Raw genomic sequence first — 24384 nt, 5'->3', positions numbered from 1 at the left:
GGAAGCAGCGATTTACGAAGTAAATCAGCGGATTCCGAATTGTTGACGGGCTTAAGACGATTGTTAGAGCGGGCTACGGCAACTGAATTCGGGCAGAAGCTCCCACAAAGTGGGGCGTGCAGATTGCAGGAATGATTTTGGGGGCCGGTTCTAGCGCCGCGTCAACTTTTTGAAGAATCATTTTCTTTATAACTAGAAGGTATATTGACAGAAGGGGGAAAACATGGCAAAATTAATCAATATCGGATTCGGCAATGTGGTGAATTCCCAGAAAATTGTAGCTGTGGTGAACCCGGATGCCGCACCGGTGAAACGAATGGTTCAGAGTGTGAAGGGAACCAATTCCCTTGTAGATGCCACCCAGGGCAGGAAGACCAAGTCCGTGATCGTGACATCTGACGACATTCTGATTTTATCTGCAATCCAGCCGGACACCATTGCCCGCAGATTTGCAGAGGTACACGATTTTGAAAGTAAGGGAGAGGGCCATGAGTAGAGGAGTTCTGGTAGTTGTTTCCGGTTTTTCCGGAGCAGGGAAAGGCACCATTATGAAAAGCCTGATGGCGAAATATGACAATTATGCGTTGTCTGTGTCTGCCACCACAAGAAACCCCAGGCCAGGGGAAGAGGACGGAAGAGAGTATTTTTTCCGCACCAGAGAAGAGTTTGAAGAGATGATCCGTCAGGATCAGCTGATTGAATATGCCCAGTATGTTGAGAATTATTACGGCACACCTAAGGCCTATGTGGAAGAGCAGCTTTCACAGGGACGCGATGTGATCCTTGAGATTGAGATCCAGGGCGCGCGCAAGATCAAGAAGAAATTCCCGGAGGCAGTGCTGGTATTTGTGACTGCACCTTCCATGGAAGTGTTAAGAGAGCGTCTTGTGGGAAGAGGCACGGAGACTGCAGAAGTGATCCACCAGCGTCTTGCCAGAGCAGCACAGGAAGCGGAGGGCGTGGACGAGTATGATTACGTTCTGGTAAATGACCAGCTTGATGAGGCAGTGGACAGACTTCACGGCATCATCCAGAGCGAGCATTTTTCCATGAAGAGAAATCTGGATTTCATCCATGAGATCCAGGCGCAGGCAGCCAGATTTACAGAAGAATAACTGGCAGCTTGTCTGGTTTTGGCAGCAGTGCTGCCAGCAGATATCAATTTGTTAATTTAGGTTAGGAACATGTTTTAAATAGAAACCGGTTCCCGGCCTTTATGATAAAATGTTACTATCAAGTAACGAGAAATTACGGCCGAAGCATGTCAGGAAAGGTTTTCTGGTATTTACAGAAACTGGTTCCTGCACGCTGCAAAGGCCCTCAAATTTGAAAGGAGTATATATATGATCCATCCATCTTATTCAGAATTAATCGAAGCAATCAATACAAACAACGAGGACGATGACGAGAGCATGGTGCTCAACAGCCGTTATTCCCTGATTCTTGCAACCAGCAAGCGTGCACGCCAGCTCATCGGCGGAGCGAAGCCTCTTGCAGATAATGTAAAAGGCAAGAAACCGCTTTCCATCGCAATCGACGAGTTATATCACGGAAAGGTTAAGATCCTTCCGGGACAGCACGAGGAAGAGGATTTAAGAGAGATCGCAGGTCTTGCACCGGAGCAGCCGGCAGAGGAAGCAGCTGCAGAAGAAGCAACAGCAGAGACTGTTTCCCAGGAGAGTGCAGAATAATATGAAATTATTGTTCATTTCCCTTGGATGTGATAAGAACCTGGTAGATTCTGAGGAAATGCTTGGAATGCTGGCAGCAGACGGACATCAGATTGTGGACGATGAAGATGAGGCAGAGGTGATTATCGTAAATACCTGCTGCTTCATTGGAGATGCCAAGGAAGAGAGTGTCAATACCATTCTTGAGATGGCAGAGAAGAAAAAGGCAGGCACCTGCAAAGTTCTGATCGTCACCGGATGCATGGCACAGCGCTACAAGAAAGAGATTTCAGAGGAAATACCGGAGGTGGATGCAATCCTTGGAACTACTTCCTACGGCGATATTATCAAAGCTGTTAAGGAAGCTGAGGCGGGCAGGCACTTCGAAGAATACAAGAGCATTGATTTCCTTCCCAATATTTCCGGCAAGCGTATGCTGACAACTGGCGGCCATTTTGCATATCTGAAGATTGCAGAGGGCTGTGACAAGCACTGTACGTACTGTATTATCCCCAAGCTCAGGGGAAGCTACCGAAGCGTTCCTATGGAACAGCTGGTGAAGGAAGCACAGTCACTTGCCGAACAGGGCGTAAAGGAGCTGATCCTGGTTGCACAGGAGACTACTCTTTACGGCAAGGATCTTTACGGAAAGAAATCCCTGCATGTGCTTTTGAAAGAGCTTTGCAAGATTAAAGGAATCCGCTGGATCCGTATTTTATACTGTTATCCGGAGGAGATTTATGATGAACTGATTCAGACCATGAAGGAAGAGAAGAAGATCTGCCATTATCTGGATCTTCCTATTCAGCATGCCAGCGACCGCGTGCTGAAACGTATGGGACGCCGCACCACCAAGCAGGAGCTTGTGGACATTATTGGCAAGCTGCGCCGTGAGATTCCGGATATTTTCCTTCGTACCAGTCTGATCAGCGGTTTCCCTGGAGAGACCCAGGAAGACCACGAAGAACTGATGGAGTTTGTGGACGAAATCGAGTTCGACCGCCTTGGTGTTTTCCCATATTCCGCAGAGGAGGATACCCCGGCAGCGACTATGGAGGATCAGATTCCCGAAGAAGTCAAGGAAGCCAGACGAGATGAGATCATGGAACTTCAGCAGGAGATTTCTCTGGAGAAGGGTGAGAATCGCGTAGGTCAGGTACTGACTGTTATGATCGAGGGCAAGGTATCCGGTGAAAGTGCGTATATTGGACGTACTTACGGAGATGCGCCTAAGGTTGACGGCTATATTTTTGTACAGACAGGCGAACTTCTTATGACCGGAGATTTTGCAAGAGTACGGGTTACAGGTGCTCTGGAGTATGATTTGATAGGAGAGCTGGAGAATGAATACACCGAATAAGCTGACTGTTGCCAGAATGATTATGGTACCGTTTTTTGTATTATTTATTCTGACTGGATGGGGCGGGGAAGCCAACCGTTATATCTGTCTTGTTATTTTTGCTGCGGCAAGCATTACAGACTGGTTTGACGGCAAACTGGCACGTAAGTATAATCTGGTCACCAACTTTGGTAAATTTATGGATCCCCTTGCGGACAAGCTGCTTGTTTGTTCGGCTTTGATCTGCATGATCGAGCTGGACCGCCTGCCTGCATGGATGGTGATTGTTGTGATCGCAAGAGAATTTATTATCAGCGGATTCAGACTGATCGCAGCTGAGAACGGAGTGGTAATTGCCGCAAACTACTGGGGCAAATTTAAGACTGCTTCCCAGATGGTGATGATCATTCTGCTGATTCTGAATTTTGGCGGAATTTTTGAGATTCTGACCAATATTTTTATCTGGCTGTCACTGGCACTGACTGTGATTTCCCTGATCACCTATATTGTGCAGAATAAAAATGTGATTTCCATGCAGGAGTAATCCTGTGCAGGAAAGCTTAGAGCGTGTTTCAAACAGGCTCTAGAGCCTTTCTCAAACAGGCTGTAAGCCTAATATATTGTTGTTTTAATCTATATGACAGAACTTTGAAACCCAAGATTCATAAGATGATATGAAAAAGCCGCAGTTTACCCAGTAAATCAGCGGCTTTTGAAATAATCACAATCAGAAAAGAGGGATACAGATGATTGCAGAACTTGTAGCAGTAGGAACCGAAATATTGCTTGGCAACATTGTAAATACCAACAGTGCCTATCTGTCCGAGCAGATGGCGCAGCTTGGGCTGTCTGTTTATTATGAGACAGTGGTGGGAGACAATCATGACAGAATGAAAGCCGTGATTGCATCCGCTCTGGATCGCTCAGATGTGGTAATTCTTTCCGGCGGCCTTGGACCTACCGAGGATGACCTGACCAAAGAGGTCTGCGCAGAGGTGATGGGTTTGCCCCTTGAGGAGGATCCGCATTCCCGCAAGCGTATTGAGCGCTACATGAAAGAATATGAGAAAAATCACCCGGACAGACGGATCACAACCAACAATTACAAGCAGGCACAGGTACCAAAGGGGGCTCTTGTAATTGATAACCACAACGGTACAGCACCGGGACTGATCCTTGAAAAAGATGGCAAAACCGCTATCCTTCTTCCTGGACCGCCCAATGAGCTGATCCCTATGTTTGAGGAGTCTGTTTTCCCTTATCTTCGCAAGAAACAGCCGGAGATCATCTGCTCCCAGGTTGTGAAGATCTGCGGAATCGGCGAGAGTCAGGTCGCTGCGGATATTCAGGATATGATCGAGGCACAGACCAATCCTACCCTTGCTCCATATGCCAAAACCGGAGAGGTTCATCTTCGGATCACAGCCAAGGGTGAGGATGAGAAGGAATGTAAAAAGCTGATCAAGCCGGTGGTAAGAGAACTGAAAAGACGTTTTGGCAAAAATATTTTTGCCCTTGAAGCTGAGAAGACCCTGGAGGAATCTGTTGTAGATATGCTGCGGGATCAGGGACTGACCCTGTCTCTTGCGGAGTCCTGCACAGGCGGTGCCATTGCGGCGCGTATTGTCAATGTTCCAGGAGCGTCTCAGGTATTTACTCACGGTTTTGTTACTTACAGCAACCGTGCCAAGAGAAAATGTCTGGGCGTGAAGAAGTCCACTTTGAAGACAGAAGGTGCAGTTTCCGCGAAGTGTGCCAAGGAGATGGCAAAAGGCGGCTGCGCAAACTCAGATGCAGATATCTGCCTTTCCATTACAGGGCTTGCAGGCCCTGACGGCGGAACCAAGGAGACTCCGGTTGGCACTGTGTTTATGGGCTGCTGCTACAATGGACAGACCATTACCAGAGAATACCATTTCACCGGAAACCGGACCAAGATCCGCCAACAGGCAGTGGCAAGTGCGCTGGTGCTTCTTCGGGAATGCATCATGGAAGGCATCGAGAAAAATGACTAAAGGGATATGCCGACGATAAACGGAAGCTTCGTAGAGGAACAACACAGTCAGAAGAGACCGCAAAGGATAGAGCCTGGCTGACGATAGGCGGCAGTTTCACAGAGGAATAATGGGCTGTGGAAACATGGCTTATGAAAAAGGAGGACCAGGGGTTCACAAAGAATCCAGGGCCCTCTTTTTCCTTATCGCATCATTTTCATCAGATTTACCACCTGATCCAATTTTGCCCGCTCCTGGGGGCTTTTTCCCATTTTCAGCACTTCGATGATGGTATTGATCTCGTTGGGGTTGAAGCGAAGTCCTGCGCTTTTTCCTTTGGCAGCAGCGTTCATAATGAAGGGAAGCAGGTCGGAGGGGGATTTTCCTGCGCCCTGCTGTGCCATCTGCTGAAGCATGTCAAGCTTGCTTCTGTCCATTCCCGCAAGCTTTGGATTGTCCTGCCAGTTTTCTTCCAAAAAAATCACACCTTTCTGTCTGAGATAAAAATCCTGGACGGCAGTTGATTAGGCCTGCTTAATCCAATTTCTCCTGACGGCAGCCATGAAACATATTTGGGCAGGCGAATTCATGGATATGACCTATAATGACAGCAATTACTGCCGCTCCTCTTCACAGCTGTCCTCTGGCACAGTACTGTTCATCACCTTGATCATTTCTACCATAGCCATCATATTTGTAATCTGATCCAGAGTTCTTCTGGTATTTCCGAAGCAGTATCTGCGCAGGTCGTTGAGAATGTCTACAGGCTGTGAGGCGGAAACCGCCTGCATGCGCATAGGCTGCGCCTGGCTTCCGAAAAGATTTACAGCATTGGAAAATTCCTTTGCCTTGGCGTACAGGGAAAAAAGCTGCTGCTCCCTGGGCGGAAGATAAGGAATCAGTGCTTTTAAAAGCTGACCCTGGTCTGTTCCGACCATCTGATCCAATGCAGTCTGGGCAATAAATTCTGACTCCATAAAAATCCCTTTTCTAATCTATGTTTTTATTATTAAAATATGTCGGGAAACTGCCTTTTGACATATGTTATATTAGAGCGTGTTTGAAAAATCATTCCCGCAATCTGCACGCCCCACTTTGCGGTATATTTCACCCGAATTCGGTTGTCGTAGCCCGCGTGTTTGAAAATCATTCGTGGCATACCAGGAGGGATGATCATGAGAAGAGAAAATGAAAAGCTGATCATAGATGGAAACGCGATTTACGAACTGGATCTGGAATGCGTCCGCAGAAAGAACCAGCAGAAAGACAAAGAGAATGAAGAAAACCAGAGAAAGAAAAATGGCCGGATGTCAGGTCGGCACCAGTAAAAACCTGGAAGGAAAAATGAAAAAATGAAATAAAAGAGAAAACGATTGCTGAAATTGCTTCGGCGGAGAACAGGAAAAAATCCGAAGCGCTTATGAAAAAGGGACAGAGGCCCCGCGCCTCTGTCCCGATTTGCAATGTCACATCAGCATCCGCATCCGTTTCCTAAGCCGCCGCAAAGGAGCAGAAGGATAATGATGATCCAGCAGCAGTCACCATTTCCGTTGCCGCATCCGTTGTTGCATCCGAAACCGTTTCCGCCGCATGCGCAAAGAAGAATAATGATCCACAGAATGTTGCATCCGCAGGAGCCATTTCCCCAGTTGGAAAGTCCGCAGCCGCAGCCATTGTCATTGCCGCATCCACATCCGTTGTTGCATCCGCATCCGGATCTTTCCTCACCACAGCCACAGTTTGTTGCAGCTAAATCACTCATGCCTGAAACCTCCAGAAAATGTTTACAGTTCATCATATGGAAGGGACAGCTCCTGTGTGACAAAGCAGTTGACAGAAAAACAAAAATTAGCTATAATAATTATGAATTTAATATTTTTGTAATCTTTGCAACAAAATTGACACATTCATTTGTCAGAAAGTAACAATCACAGTGAATGTGAAGGTATTGAACAGTTACCAATCACACATTGGGGGTAGAGTGTGCGGCTCCGGGGGGAAAATTGGAGGCACGCTCATGGGGAGTGATTGAAATGGAGAGGACATCTGTTATGAAAAGAGAGAGTAAAAAAGGAAACTGGTTTTCTGTACTGGCGCTTTTGGTTCTGCTGGTTCTTCTTGCCATGCCAATGACATCAAAGGATGTACAGGCTGCTACAGCTGGATTTAAGACCATAAACGGCAAGACCTATTACATAACATCAAGCGGTGCCAAGCACAAGGGTTGGCTGACCCTGAAAGGAAGGAAATATTATTTTGATGCCAAGACGGGCGTTCAGCTAAAGGGCTGGCAGAAAGATACGAAAGGAAGAAACGTCCGCTATTTTACCAGAGGCTCCGGTGCAATGGTCACTGGATTTTTGAAAAGTTCCACCGTTACCAGGTATTTTAATCCTTCCAACGGAAGAATGGTTCGCGGCTGGCTGACCCTGAACAAAAAGAAGTATTATTTCACCAGTGGTTCTGGCGCAATGATAAAAGGTCGCTGGCTTACAGATTCCAAAGGCCAGAAACGTTATTTTAACAGCAATGGTACCATGAAAACAGGCTGGTATAAAGATTCCAAAACCAAATACAGCTATTATTTTAATACAAGCAACGGAATTGCCTACACCGGACTGAAGAAAATAAGCGGAAGCTACTATTATTTTTCCAAGAAAAGCGGCGTGCGCTATGAGAAGGGCTTTGGACATGTAGGTTCCAGACATTATTACTTTAACCCAAGCAACGGTAAGGCTCAGACCGGCTGGCTGACCCTGAACGGAAAGAAATATTATTTCAATACTTCTTCCGCTGTTATGTACATGAATACCACTGCTGCCATCAGCGGCAAGACCTATGTCTTTGACAGTAATGGAGTGGCAACAGAGAAACAGAGCAGTACGACCACAGGCAGCACTTTCACATGGTATGACCAGAAGCACAAACGCAATTATACCATTCTGAGTCAGTTTAATACACATACCGGAATTGCAAATGGAGCAAAATCCAATCTTGACATTCTGGCAGCTGTGTGCGAGACAGAAGCAGGAGATCAGGGACTTGCAGGCATGAAGGCAGTTGCCCTTACCGTTCTGAACAGAACCCTGGATGCAGGTTTCCCGTCTGACGTTCGCTATGTGGTTTATCAGAAAGGACAGTACTCCGTAGTCACAAACGGTTCCCTTCAGAAACGTCTCAACGGACAGTTTGAGGACCGCGCAAGTGCCTACAAGGCAGCACAAGAGGCTCTTGACAGCTTCAATGCTTACGTGCTCAAAGGAACCGCCCGCAAGGTAAGCGGCATGAAGGCCAAGGATTTCAACTACAAGTATTTCATGATGAATTCCGCTTTCGCGAAACAGCCCTTAAATTTCGATAAGGTTGTATATGAAGTTTACAAGGATCACACATTCTTTGTAGACTGGGTATAAGAGAGGAGAAAGGATGAATCCCTATTTATCCGCGATCCTGACAATAGCAGGCTTAGTCCTGCTATTTGTTTTATGGATCTTTTATGAGAATCGGAAGATCAAAAACAACACCCTGGAGCGGATCCGCAGAAACTGGGGAAAGCCCTCCAAAAGACAGTATGAAGCAGGAGACCTGGAGCAGATTTCCCATTATTTTCGCAGAAAAGAAAAAGAGGGTTTTGTTATAGACGACATTACCTGGAATGATCTGGATATGGACCGCCTGTATAAAATGGTGAACCAGACTGTTTCCTCACCGGGAGAAGATGTGCTTTATGATATGATGCGGCGTCCTGTATTTTCCAGGGAAGAACTGGAGGAACGGGAAAAGCTGGTGGAGTTTTTTTCCTCTCATACAAAGGAACGGGAGGAAATGCAGCTGCATCTTTCCAAGGTGGGAAAAACAAGGCTGGGTTCCCTGTCCGATACGGTGCTGGCCTTAAACAGTTCTCCTAAGGTGAAAACAGGGATCCATGTATTCATGCTGACATTGATCCTGCTGGATCTGGCTGTGCTTCTCCCTTTGAATCCGCTGGTGGGATTTTTCATATTTCTGGTGCTTATGGTGGCGAACATTACCATTTATTATACGGGAAATGACAGAAGCCTGATTGAAGCCTATCTGGACTGTTTTACCCATCTGCTTCGCATGCTTTCCGTGGCGGAAGAGATGAAGAATGTAAAATGGCCAGAGGTAAAAGAGCAGATGGAAGCCATCGCGGAGGCGAAGGCGGCCTTTGCAGGACTTAGCCGCAAGTCCTTTTTCCTGACTAGCAAAAATACGGACGGAGGGGATCCCTCCCAGATCGTGATGGAGTATGTCCGGCTTCTGACGCATGTGGATATTCTGGTGTACAACAGTCTGCTGAAAGAAGTACAGGGAAAAACGGAAGCGATTATGAAGCTGATTGACAATATTGGGGAACTGGACGCCTGTATTTCCATTGCCTCTTTCCGGGAAATGCTTTCTCTGTGGTGCCGGCCGGAGTTTGTGGATGGACATCAGAAAAAGGAAAGTTCCAGGCTCCAAGAGAAAGCACATGATACCTGGAAAGCTACCGGGATTTCGGAGAATAGGGCGGGTGAACATACCTGGACTGCTTCCCGGATCCAGATGCAGGTGGAGGACCTTTACCATCCTTTACTTACAGAGGCGGTTGCCAACAGCTTCCAGGTATCCGGCGGAACCCTTGTGACTGGCTCCAACGCATCCGGCAAGTCCACCTTCCTGAAAAATGTGGCAATGAACAGCATTCTGGCCCAGACTCTTGGAACCTGCACCTGCTCTTCTTACCGGGCACCTTTTTTGAAGGTGATGACATCCATGGCTCTTCGGGATGATATGGAAAGCGGAGAGAGCTATTTCATTGTGGAGATCAAATCCCTGAAAAGAATCTTGGATGAGAGCAAAAAGCCAGAGCCGCTTCTTTGCATCGTTGACGAGGTACTTCGGGGAACCAATACCATCGAGCGCATTGCGGCGTCCTCCCAGATTCTGGCATCTCTTCATCAGAACTGGGTGCTTCCTTTTGCGGCAACTCATGATATTGAGCTGTCGTACATTTTAGAGGACTTGTATGACAACTATCATTTCGAGGAAGAAGTAAAGGAAAAAGAAGTGGTATTTTCCTATATCCTGAAAAAAGGACGGGCGACCTCGAGAAATGCCATCCGGCTTCTGGATATGCTGGAGTATGATCTGGGAATCGTGGAAGGTGCGGCGAAAGCAGCCAGAGATTTCGAAGAAAAAGGCGTGTGGGAGTCCTTGAAGCCTGTTTGAAAAAGTATCTTTATAATTGCTGTAATACGTTAAGTTGTGAAAGCATCCTGGTAAATTCCTTGACAAAAACAGACAGCCTTTGTATACTTGCAAGTATTAAAAGACAAAGGCTTTGAAGGGAACAAGTAGCCCTGGGAAGAGCTTACAGAGAGCTGCCGGATGGTGAGAGGCGCATGCAGAACCCCAGAGAAGAATACAGGCGAATACATCCCGGAGCTTTGCACCGAACGGTTTTCCTGTGATAAAGGAATGCAGGAACGTACCAAGTAGGCTGCAACGGAGTGGCATACGTTATCATGCCGGGGTGATTGATACAGTCACTTATCGAGGCAGGAAGTGCGAGCTTTCTGTGAATTTAGGTGGTAACGCGGGACCCGGTTCTCGTCCTAAAGGGACAAAAGGAACCGGGTATTTTTTTATTCAGGAGGAAAATAACATGACAGTTTGGGAAGAACTGAAAGCCAGAGGGCTGATCGCCCAGGTAACTGACGAAGATGAGATTAAGGAAATGGTAAACAACGGTAAGGCTACCTTCTACATCGGATTTGACCCTACCGCAGACAGCCTTCATGTAGGACACTTTATGGCACTTTGCCTGATGAAGCGTCTTCAGATGGCAGGAAACAGACCAATCGCCCTTCTTGGAGGCGGAACCGGTATGATCGGTGACCCATCCGGAAGAACCGATATGCGTCAGATGCTGACCAAGGAAACCATCCAGCACAATATCGACTGCTTCAAGAAACAGATGGAGCGTTTTATTGATTTTTCCGATGGCAAGGCACTCATGGTAAACAATGCAGAGTGGCTGATGAATTTGAACTATGTAGAGCTTCTTCGCGAGGTTGGCGCCCACTTTTCCGTCAACCGTATGCTGACTGCTGAGTGCTACAAGCAGCGTATGGAAAGAGGCTTAAGCTTCCTGGAATTCAATTACATGATCATGCAGAGCTACGATTTCTACATGCTGTACCAGAAATACGGCTGCAACATGCAGTTTGGAGGCGATGACCAGTGGAGCAACATGCTCGGCGGTACAGAGCTGATCCGCCGTAAGCTTGGCAAAGATGCATACGCTATGACCATCACCCTTCTTCTGAACTCTGAGGGCAAGAAGATGGGCAAAACACAGTCCGGCGCTGTATGGCTTGATCCGAATAAGACCTCTCCATTTGATTTCTATCAGTACTGGAGAAATGTAGATGACGCAGACGTGATCAAATGCATGAAGCTTCTTACTTTCCTTCCGTTAGAAGAAATCCAGGAGATGGAGAAATGGGAAGGCAGCCAGCTGAATAAGGCAAAAGAGATCCTTGCATTCCAGCTGACCGAGCTTGTTCACGGAACTGAGGAAGCAAAGAAAGCAGAAGCAGGGGCAAAGGCCCTTTTCGCAGGCGGAGCAGACACAGAGCATATGCCAACTACTGAGCTTGCAGCAGAGGATTTTGATGAGGAAGGAAACATCGACCTGATCAGCCTTCTTGTAAAATCCGCACTGGTAACCACCCGTTCCGAGGGAAGAAGAGCCATCGAGCAGGGCGGCGTTTCTGTAGACGGCGAGAAAGTAATGGACATCAAGCATGTACTTTCCAAGGATGCCCTTACAGGTGACGGCGTTGTCCTCAAGAGAGGAAAGAAGAAATTCAATAAAGTATTTACAAAATAATTTTGACCGTAATAAAGATCTATGATATCATATAGACTATGCAAGCATTTCCGGTGCAGCAGCTGCGGCTTCTGCACCCAAAGAGGAAATGCACTTCTTTATTGCGTAGGAGGAGATTTGAAATGAAGAAATACGGAGTAAACGAACTTCGAAAAATGTTTCTGGATTTCATGGAGAGCAAGGGACATCTTGTACTGAAAAGCTTTCCATTGGTTCCACAGGGCGATAAAAGCATCCTGCTGATCAACGCAGGAATGACACCACTGAAACCATATTTCACAGGAGCAGAGAAACCACCGCGTACAAGAGTAAGTACCTGTCAGAAATGTATCCGTACAGGCGATATCGAGAATGTAGGTAAGACAGCACGTCACGGTACCTTCTTCGAGATGCTTGGAAACTTCTCTTTTGGAGATTACTTTAAGAGAGAAGCTATCCACTGGTCCTGGGAATTTTTAACAGAGGTAGTTGGACTGGATCCGAACCGTCTTTACCCGTCTGTATACCTTGAGGATGACGAGGCTTTCGATATCTGGAACAAAGAAATCGGAATTCCGGCAGAGCGTATTTTCAAATTCGGCAAAGAGGACAACTTCTGGGAGCATGGCGCAGGTCCATGCGGTCCATGTTCAGAGATCTACTATGACCGCGGAGAGAAATACGGCTGCGGCAAGCCAGGATGTACAGTAGGATGCGACTGCGACCGTTACATGGAAGTATGGAACAACGTATTTACCCAGTTTGAGAATGACGGAAACGGTAACTACACAACCCTGAAGCAGAAGAACATTGATACCGGTATGGGACTTGAGCGTCTGGCAGTTGTTGTCCAGGACGTAGATTCTATTTTCGATGTAGACACCATCTGTTCCCTTCGTAACCTGGTAAGCAAGATTTCCGGCAAGGAATACGGCGTACACCATGAGGATGACGTTTCCATCCGTCTGATCACAGACCATATCCGTTCCGCTACATTCATGATTTCCGATGGAATCATGCCGACCAATGAGGGAAGAGGATACGTACTTCGCCGTCTGATCCGCCGTGCAGCAAGACACGGAAGACTTCTTGGAATCGAGGGCAACTTCCTTGCAACCTTAAGTGCAGAAGTGATCAGCGGTTCTAAGGACGGATATCCGGAACTGGAAGAGAAGAAAGAGTTCATCTTCAACGTTCTCACCAACGAGGAGAATCAGTTTGGCAAGACCATCGACCAGGGACTTCGCATCCTGGCAGATATGGAAGAAGCTATGAATGCAGCAGGAGAGAAGACTCTTTCCGGCGAGAACGCATTCAAATTATATGACACCTACGGATTCCCTCTTGACCTGACCAAGGAGATCCTTGAGGAAAAAGGCTATGAGATCGACGAGGAAGGCTTCAAGGCTGCTATGGATGAGCAGAGAGAGAAAGCACGTTCCTCCCGTGAGGTAACCAACTATATGGGTGCTGACGCAACTGTATATGACCAGATCGACACCTCTGTAACCACAGAGTTTGTTGGATATGACCACCTTTCCTTTGAGTCCCCGGTTACTGTTCTCACAACAGAGGATGAGATCGTGGATTCCCTGATGGAAGGCCAGAAAGGCACCATTTTCGTAGAGAAAACACCTTTCTACGCTACCATGGGCGGACAGGTTGGAGATACCGGTGTGATCGAGACTGCAAACGGCAAATTTGTTGTGGAAGATACCATCAAGCTTCGCGGCGGCAAATTCGGCCATGTAGGACATATGGAATCCGGCATGATCTCCAAGGGTGAGACTGTTTCCCTGAAAGTAAACGTTGCCGCAAGAAAAGACATCGAGAAGAACCACAGTGCAACACACCTTCTTCAGAAAGCCCTGAAAGAGGTTCTTGGTTCCCATGTAGAGCAGAAAGGTTCCCTGGTAACTGCGGACAGACTTCGTTTTGACTTCGCTCACTTTACAGCTATGACACCTGAGGAGATTGAGAAAACAGAGAAAATCGTAAATGAGCAGATCCAGGCTGGCCTTGAGGTCCACACAGACATCATGGGCGTTGAGGAAGCAAAGAAATCCGGCGCTATGGCACTGTTCGGCGAGAAGTATTCCCAGAAGGTACGTGTGGTATCCATGGGCGATTTCTCCAAAGAACTTTGCGGCGGTACCCACGTTGCAAACACAAGCTCCATTATGCTGTTCAAGATCGTATCTGAGTCCGGTATCGCTGCAGGCGTGCGCCGTATTGAGGCACTGACTGGCAACGGCGTTCTGGAATACTATAAGAAACAGGAAGCACTTCTTCACGAGGCTGCTAAGGCTCTGAAGACCACTCCTTCTGAGATGGTTGAGAAGATTGCACACCTTCAGGGTGAGATGAAAGCTCTTGCAAGCGAGAACGAGTCTCTGAAGAGCAAGCTGGCTCAGGGATCTCTTGGGGATGTTATGAACCAGGTTGTGGAAGTAAAAGGCGTGAAGCTTCTTGCTGCCAAGGTAGAGGGCGTTGACATGAACGGACTTCGTGATCTTGGTGACCAGCTTAAAGAGAAGCTTGGTGAGGGCGTTGTAGTTCTTGCAGCAGTGAACGAGGGCAAGGTAAGCCTTCTTGCAATGGCTACGGATTCCGCACAGAAAGCAGGAGCACATGCGGGCAACCTGATCAAGGCAGTGGCAGCTATCGTTGGCGGTGGCGGCGGCGGCCGTCCGAACATGGCTCAGGCCGGCGGAAAGAATCCGGAAAAAGCAGATGAAGCCATTGCAGCAGTTGCCGGAATCCTGGAAGGACAGCTTCACTAGAAGATCTGTTCATAACTGCACCCTGGCCTGCGGGAAATTCGTCAAAATTTTTTGTAAAATTAAACCAAAAGTTGTTGACGAACCCCGACTGTATGATATATAATAATGTTCGTGCAAGAAAAATACCCAGACAGTTGTATTTTAGCACAATCTACAACTGGAGGGAGGTTAGGTGTGAGTCTATGTCAAACGTTATCGTAAAAGAAAACGAGACTTTAGATAGCGCTCTTCGCAGATTCAAGAGAAGCTGCGCAAAAGCAGGTATCCAGCAGGAAATCCGCAAAAGAGAGCATTACGAGAAACCAAGCGTTCGTCGTAAGAAAAAATCTGAAGCCGCAAGAAAACGTAAATATAATTAATTGTGCGCAAAAATCCCTGGCTGCATTCAGTCAGGGATTTTTAAATGAGGGAAAGAAAGACTTATGATGATTCTGAAGAAAATTGCCAAGCTTCTGTTTAACCGGATTTTTTATGTGGTATTTGCGATGGCAGTACAGCTTGGCTGGCTGCTGACCATCTTTCTCCGCCTTGCAGGCTATTCCAGATATATGTCTATCGCGTTGGATGCAATCAGTATTCTTGTGGTTCTGGTGATTGTAAACCGAAAGATCAATCCCTCGTATAAACTGGCCTGGACCATGCTGATTTTGTGCCTGCCTGTATTTGGCCTTGTTCTTTATCTGGTATTTGGACGTTCCAGAATTGCGGCTTATATGCAGGAGCGGTTTAATGATATGCTGGCGAAATCCAGCAATCTTTTGCAGACAGAACCTGACCTTCATGAACAGCTAAGAATGGAAGATGCCTCTGCCTGCAATCAGTCGGACTATATATATCGGAATTCCGGCTATCCTGCCCATGGAAACACCACAGCGGAATATTTCCAGGTGGGAGACGATATGTTCCCGGTTCTTGTGAAGGAACTGGAGCAGGCGCAGCATTACATTTTTATTGAATATTTTATTATCCATGATGGGGTCATGTGGAGAACCATTCTGGATATTCTGGAGAAGAAAGTTAAGGAAGGGCTGGACGTCCGTCTGATCTATGATGACATGGGCTGTCTTACCACACTTCCTCATAAATATTATGAAACCATGCGGGCGAAGGGCATCAAGTGTCAGGTGTTCAATCCTTTCCGTCCGATTCTGAACATTATCCAGAACAACCGTGACCACAGGAAATTCTGTATCATTGACGGTTACGTGGGATTTACAGGCGGGGTGAACCTGGCAGATGAGTACATTAACCAGAAGGAGCGCTTCGGCCACTGGAAAGATACAGCTGTCATGCTGAAAGGCGAGGCAGTCTGGAATATGACCGCCATGTTCCTTCACATGTGGAATGTGGTAACCAATAATCGCCAGGACAGCAGCTTGGAGGAATATCTGCCCCATGTATGGCACCCGGAGGCTTTTGAGGGGGATGGATTTATCCAGCCTTTCTGCGATTCCCCTTTGGACAATGAGACAGTGGGTGAGAATGTTTATCTGAACATCATCAATCGTGCCAGAGATTATGTGTACATCTGTACGCCCTATCTGGTTATCGACAATGAGATGATGACTGCCCTTTGCCTTGCGGCGAAGAGCGGTGTGGATGTGCGTCTGATGACACCGGGAATTCCGGACAAGAAGCTGGTATTTCTTCTTACCCAGTCTTACTATGAGCAGCTGCTTGAGGCTGGGGTAAAGATTTATGAGTATCAGCCGGGATTTCTTCATGCAAAGTCCTTTGTGTGCGATGATGAGATTGGCGTGGTGGGAACGATTAACCTGGATTACCGCAGCCTTTATCTTCACTTTGAGGATGGAGTGTGGATTTACTGCAACAAGGTGATCGGGGACATTAAAAAAGACTTTACAGATACCCTGGATTACTGCAATCCAGTGACACTGGAATTCTGCAGAGGCAGAAATATTGCAGTGCGGGCAATGCAGAGCATACTGAGATTGTTTGCGCCTATGTTGTAAATGATTACTGTGAAAGTCCCAGATGGCAGCCAACATGTCCGTTTTATAAGAAAAAATGGGTTTCTAATTAATAGAGGATTTTGAGATATGGACAGAATATATGCAGACAATGCGGCAACAACTAAAATAAGCCATAAGGCTATGGAGGCTATGGTTTCCTCAATGGAAAATACTTACGGGAATCCATCCAGTCTTCACCAGATCGGTATGGAAGCAAATGATGCACTGCAGACTGCAAGAGAGCAGATTGCACGCTGTCTTGGATGTACGCCAAAAGAGATTTATTTTACATCAGGCGGAACGGAATCTGACAATCAGGCAATTATATCTGCGGCTATGCTTGGTGAGAAGCAGAATAAGAAGCATATTATTTCTACTGCGTTTGAGCATCATGCAGTGCTTTACACATTAAGAAAGCTGAAAGAGCAGGGATTTGAGGTTGAGCTTCTGGATGCAGGTGAGGAAGGAAATATTACGGCAGAACAGGTACAGGCGGCAATTCGTCCGGATACATGCCTTGTTACTACAATGTTTGCCAATAATGAGATTGGATCTATTCTTCCTATTGCTAAAATCGGTGAAGTGTGCCGTGCCCATGGAGTACTTTTTCATACAGATGCTGTGCAGGCTGTTGGACATATACCTGTGAATGTGAAAAAACAAAATATTGATCTTTTGTCTCTTTCGGCACATAAGTTTCATGGCCCCAGGGGAATTGGCGTATTGTATGCCAGAAGAGGAATGGAGCTTTGCAGTCTTATGGAGGGCGGCGGTCAGGAACGGGGAAAACGTCCGGGTACGGAGAACGTTCCGGCAATCATGGGAATGGCAGCTGCGCTGAAAGAAGAATGCGTTCTGATGGAGGAAAATGCGCGGAAGATTTCTGCTATGCGGGATCGGCTGATCCAGGGGCTTTCCAAGATTCCGCACTGTATTTTAAACGGTCCGGCAGGAAACCGGCTTCCGGGGAATGTGAATTTCTGTTTTGAGGGAGTTTCCGGAGAAAGTCTTCTCCTTCTTCTGGATAGTAAGGGTATTTGTGCTTCCTCGGGCTCTGCGTGCGCTTCGGGGGCGTTGGACCCGAGCCATGTGCTGCTGGCACTGGGAAGATCCCCGGAAATTGCCCAGGGATCCTTAAGGCTGAGCCTGGATGCATCTAATACAGAAGAAGAAGTGGATTACATGCTGGAGGTGATTCCACAGGTGGTAGAGCATCTGCGGAGAATGTCTGCTGACTGGCAGGAGAAAGTAAAAGGCAGTCGGGAATTTGAGCTGTAAAAACGTGTATGATACAAAACGTAAACTGTAAAAGTCCTGGCCAGCAACTGGAGACGAACTATGCTTGTATAGGCGAATTCATGGATATGGTTCAGACTAAAACGTAGGAGCAAGCAGGGCAATCGCCCGTTTAGAATAATATTCGCGAGGTATAAATATATGGAGTCAGACAACATGAAAAAGGCACTGATCGCTATGAGCGGCGGCGTGGATTCTTCCGTAGCCGCTTACCTGATGAAAGAGCATGGATACGACTGCATTGGCGTGACCATGAAGCTTTTCCAGAATGAGGATGCAGGCGTCAGCCGCAAAAAAAGCTGCTGTTCCTTAGATGATGTGGAGGATGCAAGAAGCGTAGCCCACAATCTGGGAATCCCTTATTATGTTTTTAACTTTACTGCAGATTTCAAGAAACAGGTCATGGACCGGTTTGTAGCTGCTTATGAAAATGGTGCAACTCCAAACCCCTGTATTGACTGCAACCGCTATCTGAAATTCGACAGCCTGTATCACCGTGCAGAGGAGCTTGGCTGCCACTATGTTGTGACTGGCCATTATGCAAGAATCGAGCAGCGTGAGGATGGCAGATACCTTCTGAAAAAAGCCGCAGACCCGGCCAAGGACCAGAGCTATGTGCTCTACTCTCTGACCCAGGAGCAGCTGGCACATACCATGTTCCCGCTTGGGGATATGAACAAGCACCAGACCCGTATGATTGCAGATGAGCAGAATTTCTTCAATGCAGATAAGCCGGACAGCCAGGATATCTGCTTTGTTCCAGATGGGGATTATGCAGGATTTATCCGCAGATTTACAGGTAAGGACTATCCAGCAGGAGATTTTACAGACAAGGACGGCAACGTTCTTGGCAAACATAAAGGAATCATCGGCTACACCGTGGGACAGCGGAAAGGTCTTGGCATTGCAGCTGGCAAGCCGGTTTATGTGACAAAGATCTGCCCGGCAGAGAACCGGGTAATTCTTGGTGACAATGAGGATCTGTTCCATCGGGAACTGGATGTGGAGGACTTTAATTTCATCGCTTTTGACAATCCCCCGGCAGAGTTCCGTGCCAAAGCCAAGGTGCGCTACCGTCAGAAGGAGCAGTGGGCAACCGTAAAAGTCACCGGAGAAAAAACAGTGCACATCATTTTTGACGAATCCCAGAGAGCCATCACCAAAGGACAGGCTGCCGTTTTGTATGATGGAGACGTTGTCATCGGCGGCGGTGTGATTGTGGGCTGAAAAATAGAACGAAAGTAACTGTGAAAGTACGGAACAGTTCTGAATTGAAATATTATAACAGTCAGGGAAGTATAGAATAAAACTATATTTTTTCCCTGGCTGTTTTTGTTTATAAAAAGTTAAGAATATATCTTTAATTTATAGATGACGAACCCTATGGAAAAATGGTACTATAATCCATATCAGCCGCAGCAGAGCATAAAGAATTGGAGGTATATGTGGAAAAAAGAAAATTAATTGGAAGGTTCGGGACGCATCCGTCCGTACTAAAGGAAAATGCAAAAGAAAAGGCAAAGGAATCCATCAGCGCAGTACTGCCCATTGTACTGATCGTTCTGGCGCTTGGGTTTACCATAGCGGCCCTCTCGCCCAGTATTCTGGTGGAATTTCTCATTGGATCGGTGCTGGTGATCATCGGCATGATCTTTTTCTCCATGGGCGCGGAAATGTCCATGACCCCTATGGGAGAGCATGTGGGAGGCAGTATGCTTCGCACGAAGAAATTAGGCTTTATTGTAATTCTTGGTTTTGTTCTTGGTTTTATTATTACGATTTCTGAACCCGATCTGCAGGTTCTTGCAGAACAGGTTTCCTCTGTGCCGAATATGGTGCTGATCTTATCAGTGGCATTAGGAGTTGGCGCATTTCTTGTTGTGGCATTGCTTCGTATTCTGTTTGGAATCGCGCTGCCGCCGTTGTTATTCTGTTTTTATATTCTGGTTTTTGTCATTGCAATGTTCGTTCCGGAAAATTTTCTGGCAGTGGCCTTTGATTCCGGCGGGGTGACCACTGGACCTATGACCGTTCCCTTTATTATGGCGCTGGGTGTTGGTATCGCAGCCATCCGTAACGATAAGCATGCCGGGGATGACAGCTTCGGACTTGTAGCGCTGTGTTCCATAGGTCCCATTCTGGCAGTTTTGATCCTGGGGCTTGTGTATCATACTGAGGGGATTTTTACCTCAGAGGCGGTCACTGAGGTGGAGAATTCTGTGGAACTGGGACGACTGTTTGCGTCAGCTCTTCCGAAATATTTTAAGGAGATTGCAGCGTCTCTTTTCCCGATTACTGTATTTTTCGGGATTTTCCAGGTGGTGTCCCTGAAACTGAATAAGGATGTGCTGTTTAAGATTATTTTTGGTTTGTTCTATACATATATAGGGCTTGTGCTGTTTCTCACAGGAGCAAATGTAGGCTTCATTCCTGCAGGAAATTATCTTGGAACTGTGCTTGGAAATCTGCCATGGAACTGGATTCTAGTGCCGCTTGGAATGGTGATCGGATATTTCATTGTAAAAGCGGAGCCTGCGGTTTATGTGCTGATGAAGCAGGTGGAAGAGCTGACAGACGGGGCTATTTCCGGCAAATCCATTCAGATCAGCCTGTCTGTGGGCGTAGCGGTTTCTGTGGGAATCTCCATACTCCGCGTACTTACCGGGATTTCCGTGTTTTATTTTCTGGTGCCGGGATATGCAGTGGCCTTAATTCTCAGTCTGTTTGTTCCGAAAATTTTTACAGCTATTGCCTTTGACTCCGGTGGAGTTGCTTCCGGTCCTATGACCGCTACCTTTTTGCTTCCCCTGGCTCAGGGAGCCTGCCAGGCAGTAGGCGGAAATATTGTGACAGACGCGTTTGGCGTGGTGGCTATGGTAGCCATGACTCCGCTGATCACGCTGCAGATGCTTGGGCTGGTTTACCGAATCCGTGGCGGCGAGCTTGGGGAAAAGCGCAAAGAAGAGAAAAGAGTGGCACTGCCGGATGGCATGGCTGTACCGAAGTCTGTGGCGGAACTGTATGGCGAGCTTGGGGATGAGGAGATTATCGAGCTCTAGAGCCTGTTTGAAAAATCATTCCCGCAATCTGCACGCCCCACTTTGCGGTATATTTCACCCGAATTCGGCCTACGTAGCCCGCTACGACGCTCTCATCCGGGTAAAATTTTCCACAAATTGTGACGCACATCTTGCAGAAAGCCTTTTTCAAACACGCTTTAGCATTTTTTAGGAAGCCCGAGGCGACAGCCAAGAAAGCATTCAGAGAGGAATGAGACATGAGCGGATTATATATGATGGTGACCATCACCAGCAGGAAGCATATGCCTGCGTTTAAAAAAATTTACCGGGAAAACCAGGTGGAGGTTGGAACCGTTTCCCTTGGAATGGGAACCGCATCCAGTTCCATCCTGGATTATATGGGACTGGAAGATGATGAGAAAAGCATCTGTTTCCATTTTGTAACAGCAGCGACCTGGAAAAAGGTGAAAAAAAGCCTTCAGAATCAGCTGCGCATTGATGTGCCGGGAACTGGAATTGTATTTGTGATTCCCATGAGCAGCATTGGCGGCAAGCGGGAACTGGGATTTCTTGTTCAGGGACAGGAGTTTGTAAGAGAGGAGGAGAGCACATTGAAGGAAACCAGACATGAACTGATCGTGGCAATTGCCAATTACGGATACAACACACAAGTGATGAAGGCAGCAGAAGAGGGCGGCGCCACAGGAGGTACCGTGCTTCACGGAAAAGGAGTGGGAATGAAGCGGGCAGAGCAGTTTCTGGGCGTTTCCCTTGTCTCCGAGAAAGAACTGGTTCTGATCGTTGCCAGATCTGAGCAGAAAAATGCGATCATGCAGGCAATCATGGAAAAAGCCGGAATCACATCCAAGGCCGGAACCATTGTATTTTCCCTTCCCGTAACGGACACGGCGGGGCTTCGGATTCTGGAGGATACGGAAGAAAATCAGTAATTGTGACGTATATCCTGCAGAAAGCCTTTTTTCAAATACGCTCTGCTGCAAAGGCAACCGTTCTGAAAACGAAATCTCCACACAAACTCCATATTAGTGTAGTATAATACCGATTATAAGAATGGGCGTGAAGGAGAGAAAATGAACTGTATTTTTGTGGTAGAGGATGAATTTGATATACAGGAGCTTCTGGGGAATTATCTTGCAGAGGCAAGCTATCAGGTGCTAGCAGCTTCCGATGGAGTGGAAGCCATCAACCTGTTTGAAAAGGAAAAGGATCGGATCGACCTTGTGCTTCTGGACGTGATGCTGCCGAAGATTGACGGCTTTGGCGTGCTGGAGGTGATACGCCAGTCTTCCCTGGTTCCGGTGATCATGCTTACCGCACTTGACGATGAGGCCTATCAGCTCAAAGGCTATGACCTTCAGGCAGACGAATATGTGACCAAGCCTTTTTCCATGCAGATCCTTTTGCGGAAAATCGGGGCAGTGCTGCGAAGAAGCGGGAAAATTTCAAAAGAAGAAAATACAGAAGATCTTCTGTGCTATGGCAATCTGCGCCTGGATCTGGCAGGCTACCAGGCATGGGAAGGGCAAAAGAAGCTGGAGCTTACCCAGAAGGAATTTGAACTTTTGCGGGAATTTCTGGAAAACCAGGGACGCGTGCTTACAAGAAACCAGCTTCTGGATGCTGTGTGGGGTGCAGATTATTTCGGGGAGGACCGGATTGTGGATACACATATTAAGAATCTTCGAAAGAAACTGGAAGCTGATTATATTGATACCATCAGAGGGGTGGGATACCGCATTGATAAAATACATAAAAAGCAGAATTAGCATAAAAATATTTCTTCTCACCATGTTGATCCTGATGGCGGTTTCCGGAATTTCCTATGGCTTTGTAGCTGCATTTATGCCGCAGAGCTATTCTGATTCCCTGAACCGGACCCTGGCGGCAAAGGCAAAGGATCTGGCGGAATCCCTGTCTGGCTATTCCCTTGAAAATGCAGTTCCTATTATAGGAGAATTCAGTGATGCCAACCAGTCGCGGATTGTCCTTTTAAATGAAAAAGGAGAGATTGTCCGGGAGTGGCTTGGGAACGGAAGCCTTGTCAGTGAGGTTACAATTTCATCTTCTGTATCAGAAGAAGAACAACCGGTAACAGAAGGATTTGCTGAAGAAAGCACTGCGGCGGAGTCGGGTGACTGGGAAAGTCAGACAGATCAGGAAGTGAGCTATGGGGATACTATTGGAACCGTAGTGGAAGGTGAGGGGTCCGTGGTGGAGGAGATGGAACAGCAGGCAATGGGGCATTATGAGGTTGCCTTTAAAGGCAGTGAAAACAGGTATACACTGTTTGTGTTTGGTTCCACTCAGCTTGTGAACCAGGCAGTGGAAGCGCTTGGACAGATTCTGCCCTGGATGCTTTTTACCGTGTTTGGGATCTCTCTGGTGATCTCCCTTTTTTATTCCAGATATTTGTCAAAGCCTATCCGAAAGCTTGGAGCTGCGTCTGATAAAATGGCGGGCCTGGATTTTTCTGTGCGAACGGAAATGAAACGGACAGATGAGCTTGGGACACTTTCCCGGAGTCTGGATACAATGGCACAGAATCTGGATCAGGCGTTGAAAAGCCTTAGAAGTGCCAATGCGAAATTAAAGGATGAGATGGAACAGGAACGGGAACTGGAGCGAAGACGGATGGAGTTTTTCGCCGCGGCTTCCCACGAACTGAAAACCCCGGTTACGATCCTGAAAGGGCAGATCGAGGGCATGGAGCAGAATGTTGGCGTGTACAAAGACCGGGACAAATATCTTGCCAGGGCAAGGGAAGTGACGGTGACCCTGCAGAATATGGTCCAGGAGATTCTGATGATTTCCAAAATGGAGTCCTGCGGATTTTCCCTGAAGAAAAAAGAACTGGATCTGGCGGAACTGGTAAGACTTCAGCTGGCTGACCTGACGGAGCTTTTTGAGCAGAAAAATATGAAGCTGGAAATCACGCTGCCGGATCAATGTCTGTGCAGGGCGGATCCGGTGCTGATGGAGACGGTACTTCGGAATGTTCTTGTAAATGCGGTGCGGTATTCACCGGAAAATGAGCGAATCTGTGTGAAGCTTTATAAAGAATTACAGAAAATCTCCTGTGAAGATTGCCAGGCTATTTTAGGAAGTTCTGCGGCTGCAAGTGGGCCAAAAGATACTGCACTTGTGATAATGGAAATAGAGAATACAGGGGTACACATCGAGGAAACGGAGCTTTCAAGAGTGTTTGATGCCTTTTACCGGGCGGATTCCTCCAGAAACCGGAAAAGCGGCGGCAGCGGCCTGGGACTTTATATTGTGCGGCAGATTTTGGAGCAGCACGGCGCTGGATATGAACTGCGAAATACGGATAATGGGGTTTTGTTTCGAATGAAACTGCCCCTGGAAAATATGACCTTTACAGGGTGATATTTAAAATAGCATTTCTTTGGATTT

Annotated in this window: 24 protein-coding genes and 1 pseudogene; 20 read left to right on the top strand and 5 right to left on the bottom strand. The window is 47.2% G+C overall.

The features are described 5' to 3' along the window. Window positions 1-223 precede the first annotated feature (223 nt). The 6 genes from DWZ38_RS09370 (at window position 224) to DWZ38_RS09345 (ending at window position 5024) form a co-directional block, all read left to right on the top strand. Entirely contained in the window at window positions 224-496 is a 273-nt protein-coding gene (locus DWZ38_RS09370; protein WP_021924697.1) for an extracellular matrix/biofilm biosynthesis regulator RemA family protein, read from the top strand. Further along, window positions 489-1115 (top strand): guanylate kinase, encoded by a 627-nt coding sequence (gene gmk / locus DWZ38_RS09365; RefSeq protein ID WP_021924696.1) that lies wholly within the window; start codon window positions 489-491, stop codon window positions 1113-1115. The genes DWZ38_RS09370 and gmk overlap by 8 nt, the downstream gene beginning before the upstream one ends. 228 nt (window positions 1116-1343) lie before the next feature. Further along, complete coding sequence (gene rpoZ / locus DWZ38_RS09360) at window positions 1344-1691, top strand: DNA-directed RNA polymerase subunit omega (RefSeq protein ID WP_021924695.1); 348 nt, start codon at window positions 1344-1346, stop codon at window positions 1689-1691. A 1-nt stretch (window position 1692) separates the two neighbouring features. Then, entirely contained in the window at window positions 1693-3030 is a 1338-nt protein-coding gene (rimO, locus tag DWZ38_RS09355) for a 30S ribosomal protein S12 methylthiotransferase RimO (RefSeq protein ID WP_021924694.1), read from the top strand. Then, window positions 3014-3553: a CDP-diacylglycerol--glycerol-3-phosphate 3-phosphatidyltransferase gene (gene pgsA, locus DWZ38_RS09350; protein WP_021924693.1), complete on the top strand. Its 540-nt coding sequence runs from the start codon at window positions 3014-3016 to the stop codon at window positions 3551-3553. Before rimO ends, pgsA begins: the two co-directional genes overlap by 17 nt. Window positions 3554-3755: 202 nt before the next feature. Continuing rightward, window positions 3756-5024, top strand: coding sequence for a competence/damage-inducible protein A (locus tag DWZ38_RS09345; RefSeq protein ID WP_117851984.1), 1269 nt, complete (start codon window positions 3756-3758; stop codon window positions 5022-5024). Window positions 5025-5206: 182 nt separating this feature from the next. Here the strand turns inward: DWZ38_RS09345 and DWZ38_RS09340 are convergent, their stop codons facing one another. The 3 genes from DWZ38_RS09340 to DWZ38_RS23450 form a co-directional block, all read right to left on the bottom strand. Continuing rightward, window positions 5207-5479: a hypothetical protein gene (locus tag DWZ38_RS09340; protein WP_021924691.1), complete on the bottom strand. Its 273-nt coding sequence runs from the start codon at window positions 5477-5479 to the stop codon at window positions 5207-5209. A gap of 138 nt (window positions 5480-5617) precedes the next feature. Continuing rightward, entirely contained in the window at window positions 5618-5980 is a 363-nt protein-coding gene (locus tag DWZ38_RS09335; protein ID WP_117851981.1) for a hypothetical protein, read from the bottom strand. Window positions 5981-6012: 32 nt separating this feature from the next. Next, window positions 6013-6153, bottom strand: a complete 141-nt coding sequence (locus DWZ38_RS23450; RefSeq protein WP_334298226.1) for a DUF6783 domain-containing protein — start codon at window positions 6151-6153, stop codon at window positions 6013-6015. A 25-nt stretch (window positions 6154-6178) separates the two neighbouring features. Here DWZ38_RS23450 and DWZ38_RS22220 point away from each other — a divergent pair, with 25 nt between their 5' ends. Next, window positions 6179-6331, top strand: coding sequence for a hypothetical protein (locus tag DWZ38_RS22220; RefSeq protein ID WP_173767532.1), 153 nt, complete (start codon window positions 6179-6181; stop codon window positions 6329-6331). Between the two features lie 143 nt (window positions 6332-6474). Here the strand turns inward: DWZ38_RS22220 and DWZ38_RS09330 are convergent, their stop codons facing one another. Next, window positions 6475-6765 (bottom strand): hypothetical protein, encoded by a 291-nt coding sequence (locus DWZ38_RS09330; RefSeq protein ID WP_021924689.1) that lies wholly within the window; start codon window positions 6763-6765, stop codon window positions 6475-6477. Between the two features lie 289 nt (window positions 6766-7054). Here DWZ38_RS09330 and DWZ38_RS09325 point away from each other — a divergent pair, with 289 nt between their 5' ends. The 9 genes from DWZ38_RS09325 (at window position 7055) to DWZ38_RS09285 (ending at window position 20991) form a co-directional block, all read left to right on the top strand. Then, window positions 7055-8416, top strand: coding sequence for a cell wall hydrolase (locus tag DWZ38_RS09325; protein WP_021924688.1), 1362 nt, complete (start codon window positions 7055-7057; stop codon window positions 8414-8416). Window positions 8417-8429: 13 nt separating this feature from the next. Then, entirely contained in the window at window positions 8430-10235 is a 1806-nt protein-coding gene (locus DWZ38_RS22745; protein WP_243000216.1) for a DNA mismatch repair protein MutS, read from the top strand. Window positions 10236-10671: 436 nt separating this feature from the next. Beyond that, window positions 10672-11901, top strand: a complete 1230-nt coding sequence (tyrS, locus tag DWZ38_RS09315; protein ID WP_117851978.1) for a tyrosine--tRNA ligase — start codon at window positions 10672-10674, stop codon at window positions 11899-11901. A 122-nt stretch (window positions 11902-12023) separates the two neighbouring features. After that, complete coding sequence (gene alaS / locus DWZ38_RS09310; RefSeq protein ID WP_117851973.1) at window positions 12024-14663, top strand: alanine--tRNA ligase; 2640 nt, start codon at window positions 12024-12026, stop codon at window positions 14661-14663. A gap of 182 nt (window positions 14664-14845) precedes the next feature. Further along, complete coding sequence (gene rpsU / locus DWZ38_RS09305) at window positions 14846-15022, top strand: 30S ribosomal protein S21 (RefSeq protein ID WP_004222305.1); 177 nt, start codon at window positions 14846-14848, stop codon at window positions 15020-15022. A gap of 63 nt (window positions 15023-15085) precedes the next feature. Further along, on the top strand, window positions 15086-16636 hold the full coding sequence (gene cls, locus DWZ38_RS09300; protein WP_117851969.1) for a cardiolipin synthase: 1551 nt from the start codon (window positions 15086-15088) through the stop codon (window positions 16634-16636). Between the two features lie 87 nt (window positions 16637-16723). Next, window positions 16724-17914 carry a cysteine desulfurase family protein gene (locus tag DWZ38_RS09295; RefSeq protein ID WP_117851966.1) on the top strand — a complete coding sequence of 397 codons (1191 nt, stop codon included), beginning with the start codon at window positions 16724-16726 and terminating at the stop codon, window positions 17912-17914. Window positions 17915-18073: 159 nt separating this feature from the next. Then, window positions 18074-19159 (top strand): tRNA 2-thiouridine(34) synthase MnmA, encoded by a 1086-nt coding sequence (gene mnmA / locus DWZ38_RS09290; protein WP_021924682.1) that lies wholly within the window; start codon window positions 18074-18076, stop codon window positions 19157-19159. A gap of 218 nt (window positions 19160-19377) precedes the next feature. Further along, on the top strand, window positions 19378-20991 hold the full coding sequence (locus tag DWZ38_RS09285; RefSeq protein WP_347519288.1) for a DUF1538 domain-containing protein: 1614 nt from the start codon (window positions 19378-19380) through the stop codon (window positions 20989-20991). Here DWZ38_RS09285 and DWZ38_RS23445 read toward each other — a convergent pair. Next, a pseudogene (locus tag DWZ38_RS23445) lies at window positions 20978-21082 on the bottom strand (DUF6783 domain-containing protein); the annotation flags it as partial. The gene DWZ38_RS09285 and the pseudogene DWZ38_RS23445 sit on opposite strands and share 14 nt — an antisense overlap. On the opposite strand from DWZ38_RS23445, the gene DWZ38_RS23440 reads away from it, so the two are divergent. From DWZ38_RS23440 to DWZ38_RS09265, 4 genes are all read left to right on the top strand, one after another. After that, window positions 21041-21163, top strand: coding sequence for a DUF6783 domain-containing protein (locus DWZ38_RS23440; protein WP_347519355.1), 123 nt, complete (start codon window positions 21041-21043; stop codon window positions 21161-21163). The pseudogene DWZ38_RS23445 and the gene DWZ38_RS23440 overlap by 42 nt on opposite strands. A gap of 46 nt (window positions 21164-21209) precedes the next feature. Then, the gene (locus tag DWZ38_RS09275) at window positions 21210-21902 is read left to right on the top strand and encodes a P-II family nitrogen regulator (protein WP_021926278.1); all 693 of its coding nucleotides are present in this window, start codon (window positions 21210-21212) and stop codon (window positions 21900-21902) included. 141 nt (window positions 21903-22043) lie between these two features. After that, a complete protein-coding gene (locus DWZ38_RS09270) occupies window positions 22044-22739 on the top strand; it encodes a response regulator transcription factor (protein ID WP_117851959.1) in 696 nt (231 codons plus the stop codon). Beyond that, window positions 22711-24357, top strand: a complete 1647-nt coding sequence (locus DWZ38_RS09265) for a HAMP domain-containing sensor histidine kinase (protein WP_147343000.1) — start codon at window positions 22711-22713, stop codon at window positions 24355-24357. The genes DWZ38_RS09270 and DWZ38_RS09265 overlap by 29 nt, the downstream gene beginning before the upstream one ends. Window positions 24358-24384: the final 27 nt, after the last annotated feature.

The sequence above is a fragment of the Ruminococcus sp. AF31-8BH genome (genome assembly GCF_003460605.1).
GTDB lineage: Bacteria > Bacillota > Clostridia > Lachnospirales > Lachnospiraceae > Blautia_A > Blautia_A acetigignens.
The sequence above is the reverse complement of the archived record's forward strand: the minus strand, read 5'-3'. Positions and strand labels throughout refer to the sequence as shown.

What these genes read in the sequence shown, in the direction of transcription:
- alaS (WP_117851973.1), top strand. Translation starts at nt 12,024, where the DNA reads ATGAAGAAATACGGAGTAAACGAACTTCGAAAAATGTTTCTGGATTTC.
- DWZ38_RS23450 (WP_334298226.1), bottom strand. Translation starts at nt 6,153, where the DNA reads ATGATTTTCAAACACGCGGGCTACGACAACCGAATTCGGGTGAAATAT.
- mnmA (WP_021924682.1), top strand. Translation starts at nt 18,074, where the DNA reads ATGGAGTCAGACAACATGAAAAAGGCACTGATCGCTATGAGCGGCGGC.
- rpsU (WP_004222305.1), top strand. Translation starts at nt 14,846, where the DNA reads ATGTCAAACGTTATCGTAAAAGAAAACGAGACTTTAGATAGCGCTCTT.
- DWZ38_RS09370 (WP_021924697.1), top strand. Translation starts at nt 224, where the DNA reads ATGGCAAAATTAATCAATATCGGATTCGGCAATGTGGTGAATTCCCAG.
- DWZ38_RS09330 (WP_021924689.1), bottom strand. Translation starts at nt 6,765, where the DNA reads ATGAGTGATTTAGCTGCAACAAACTGTGGCTGTGGTGAGGAAAGATCC.
- pgsA (WP_021924693.1), top strand. Translation starts at nt 3,014, where the DNA reads ATGAATACACCGAATAAGCTGACTGTTGCCAGAATGATTATGGTACCG.
- DWZ38_RS09270 (WP_117851959.1), top strand. Translation starts at nt 22,044, where the DNA reads ATGAACTGTATTTTTGTGGTAGAGGATGAATTTGATATACAGGAGCTT.
- DWZ38_RS09335 (WP_117851981.1), bottom strand. Translation starts at nt 5,980, where the DNA reads ATGGAGTCAGAATTTATTGCCCAGACTGCATTGGATCAGATGGTCGGA.
- DWZ38_RS09275 (WP_021926278.1), top strand. Translation starts at nt 21,210, where the DNA reads ATGAGCGGATTATATATGATGGTGACCATCACCAGCAGGAAGCATATG.
- rpoZ (WP_021924695.1), top strand. Translation starts at nt 1,344, where the DNA reads ATGATCCATCCATCTTATTCAGAATTAATCGAAGCAATCAATACAAAC.
- cls (WP_117851969.1), top strand. Translation starts at nt 15,086, where the DNA reads ATGATGATTCTGAAGAAAATTGCCAAGCTTCTGTTTAACCGGATTTTT.
- DWZ38_RS09295 (WP_117851966.1), top strand. Translation starts at nt 16,724, where the DNA reads ATGGACAGAATATATGCAGACAATGCGGCAACAACTAAAATAAGCCAT.
- tyrS (WP_117851978.1), top strand. Translation starts at nt 10,672, where the DNA reads ATGACAGTTTGGGAAGAACTGAAAGCCAGAGGGCTGATCGCCCAGGTA.
- gmk (WP_021924696.1), top strand. Translation starts at nt 489, where the DNA reads ATGAGTAGAGGAGTTCTGGTAGTTGTTTCCGGTTTTTCCGGAGCAGGG.
- DWZ38_RS09345 (WP_117851984.1), top strand. Translation starts at nt 3,756, where the DNA reads ATGATTGCAGAACTTGTAGCAGTAGGAACCGAAATATTGCTTGGCAAC.
- DWZ38_RS22745 (WP_243000216.1), top strand. Translation starts at nt 8,430, where the DNA reads ATGAATCCCTATTTATCCGCGATCCTGACAATAGCAGGCTTAGTCCTG.
- DWZ38_RS22220 (WP_173767532.1), top strand. Translation starts at nt 6,179, where the DNA reads ATGAGAAGAGAAAATGAAAAGCTGATCATAGATGGAAACGCGATTTAC.
- rimO (WP_021924694.1), top strand. Translation starts at nt 1,693, where the DNA reads ATGAAATTATTGTTCATTTCCCTTGGATGTGATAAGAACCTGGTAGAT.
- DWZ38_RS09325 (WP_021924688.1), top strand. Translation starts at nt 7,055, where the DNA reads ATGAAAAGAGAGAGTAAAAAAGGAAACTGGTTTTCTGTACTGGCGCTT.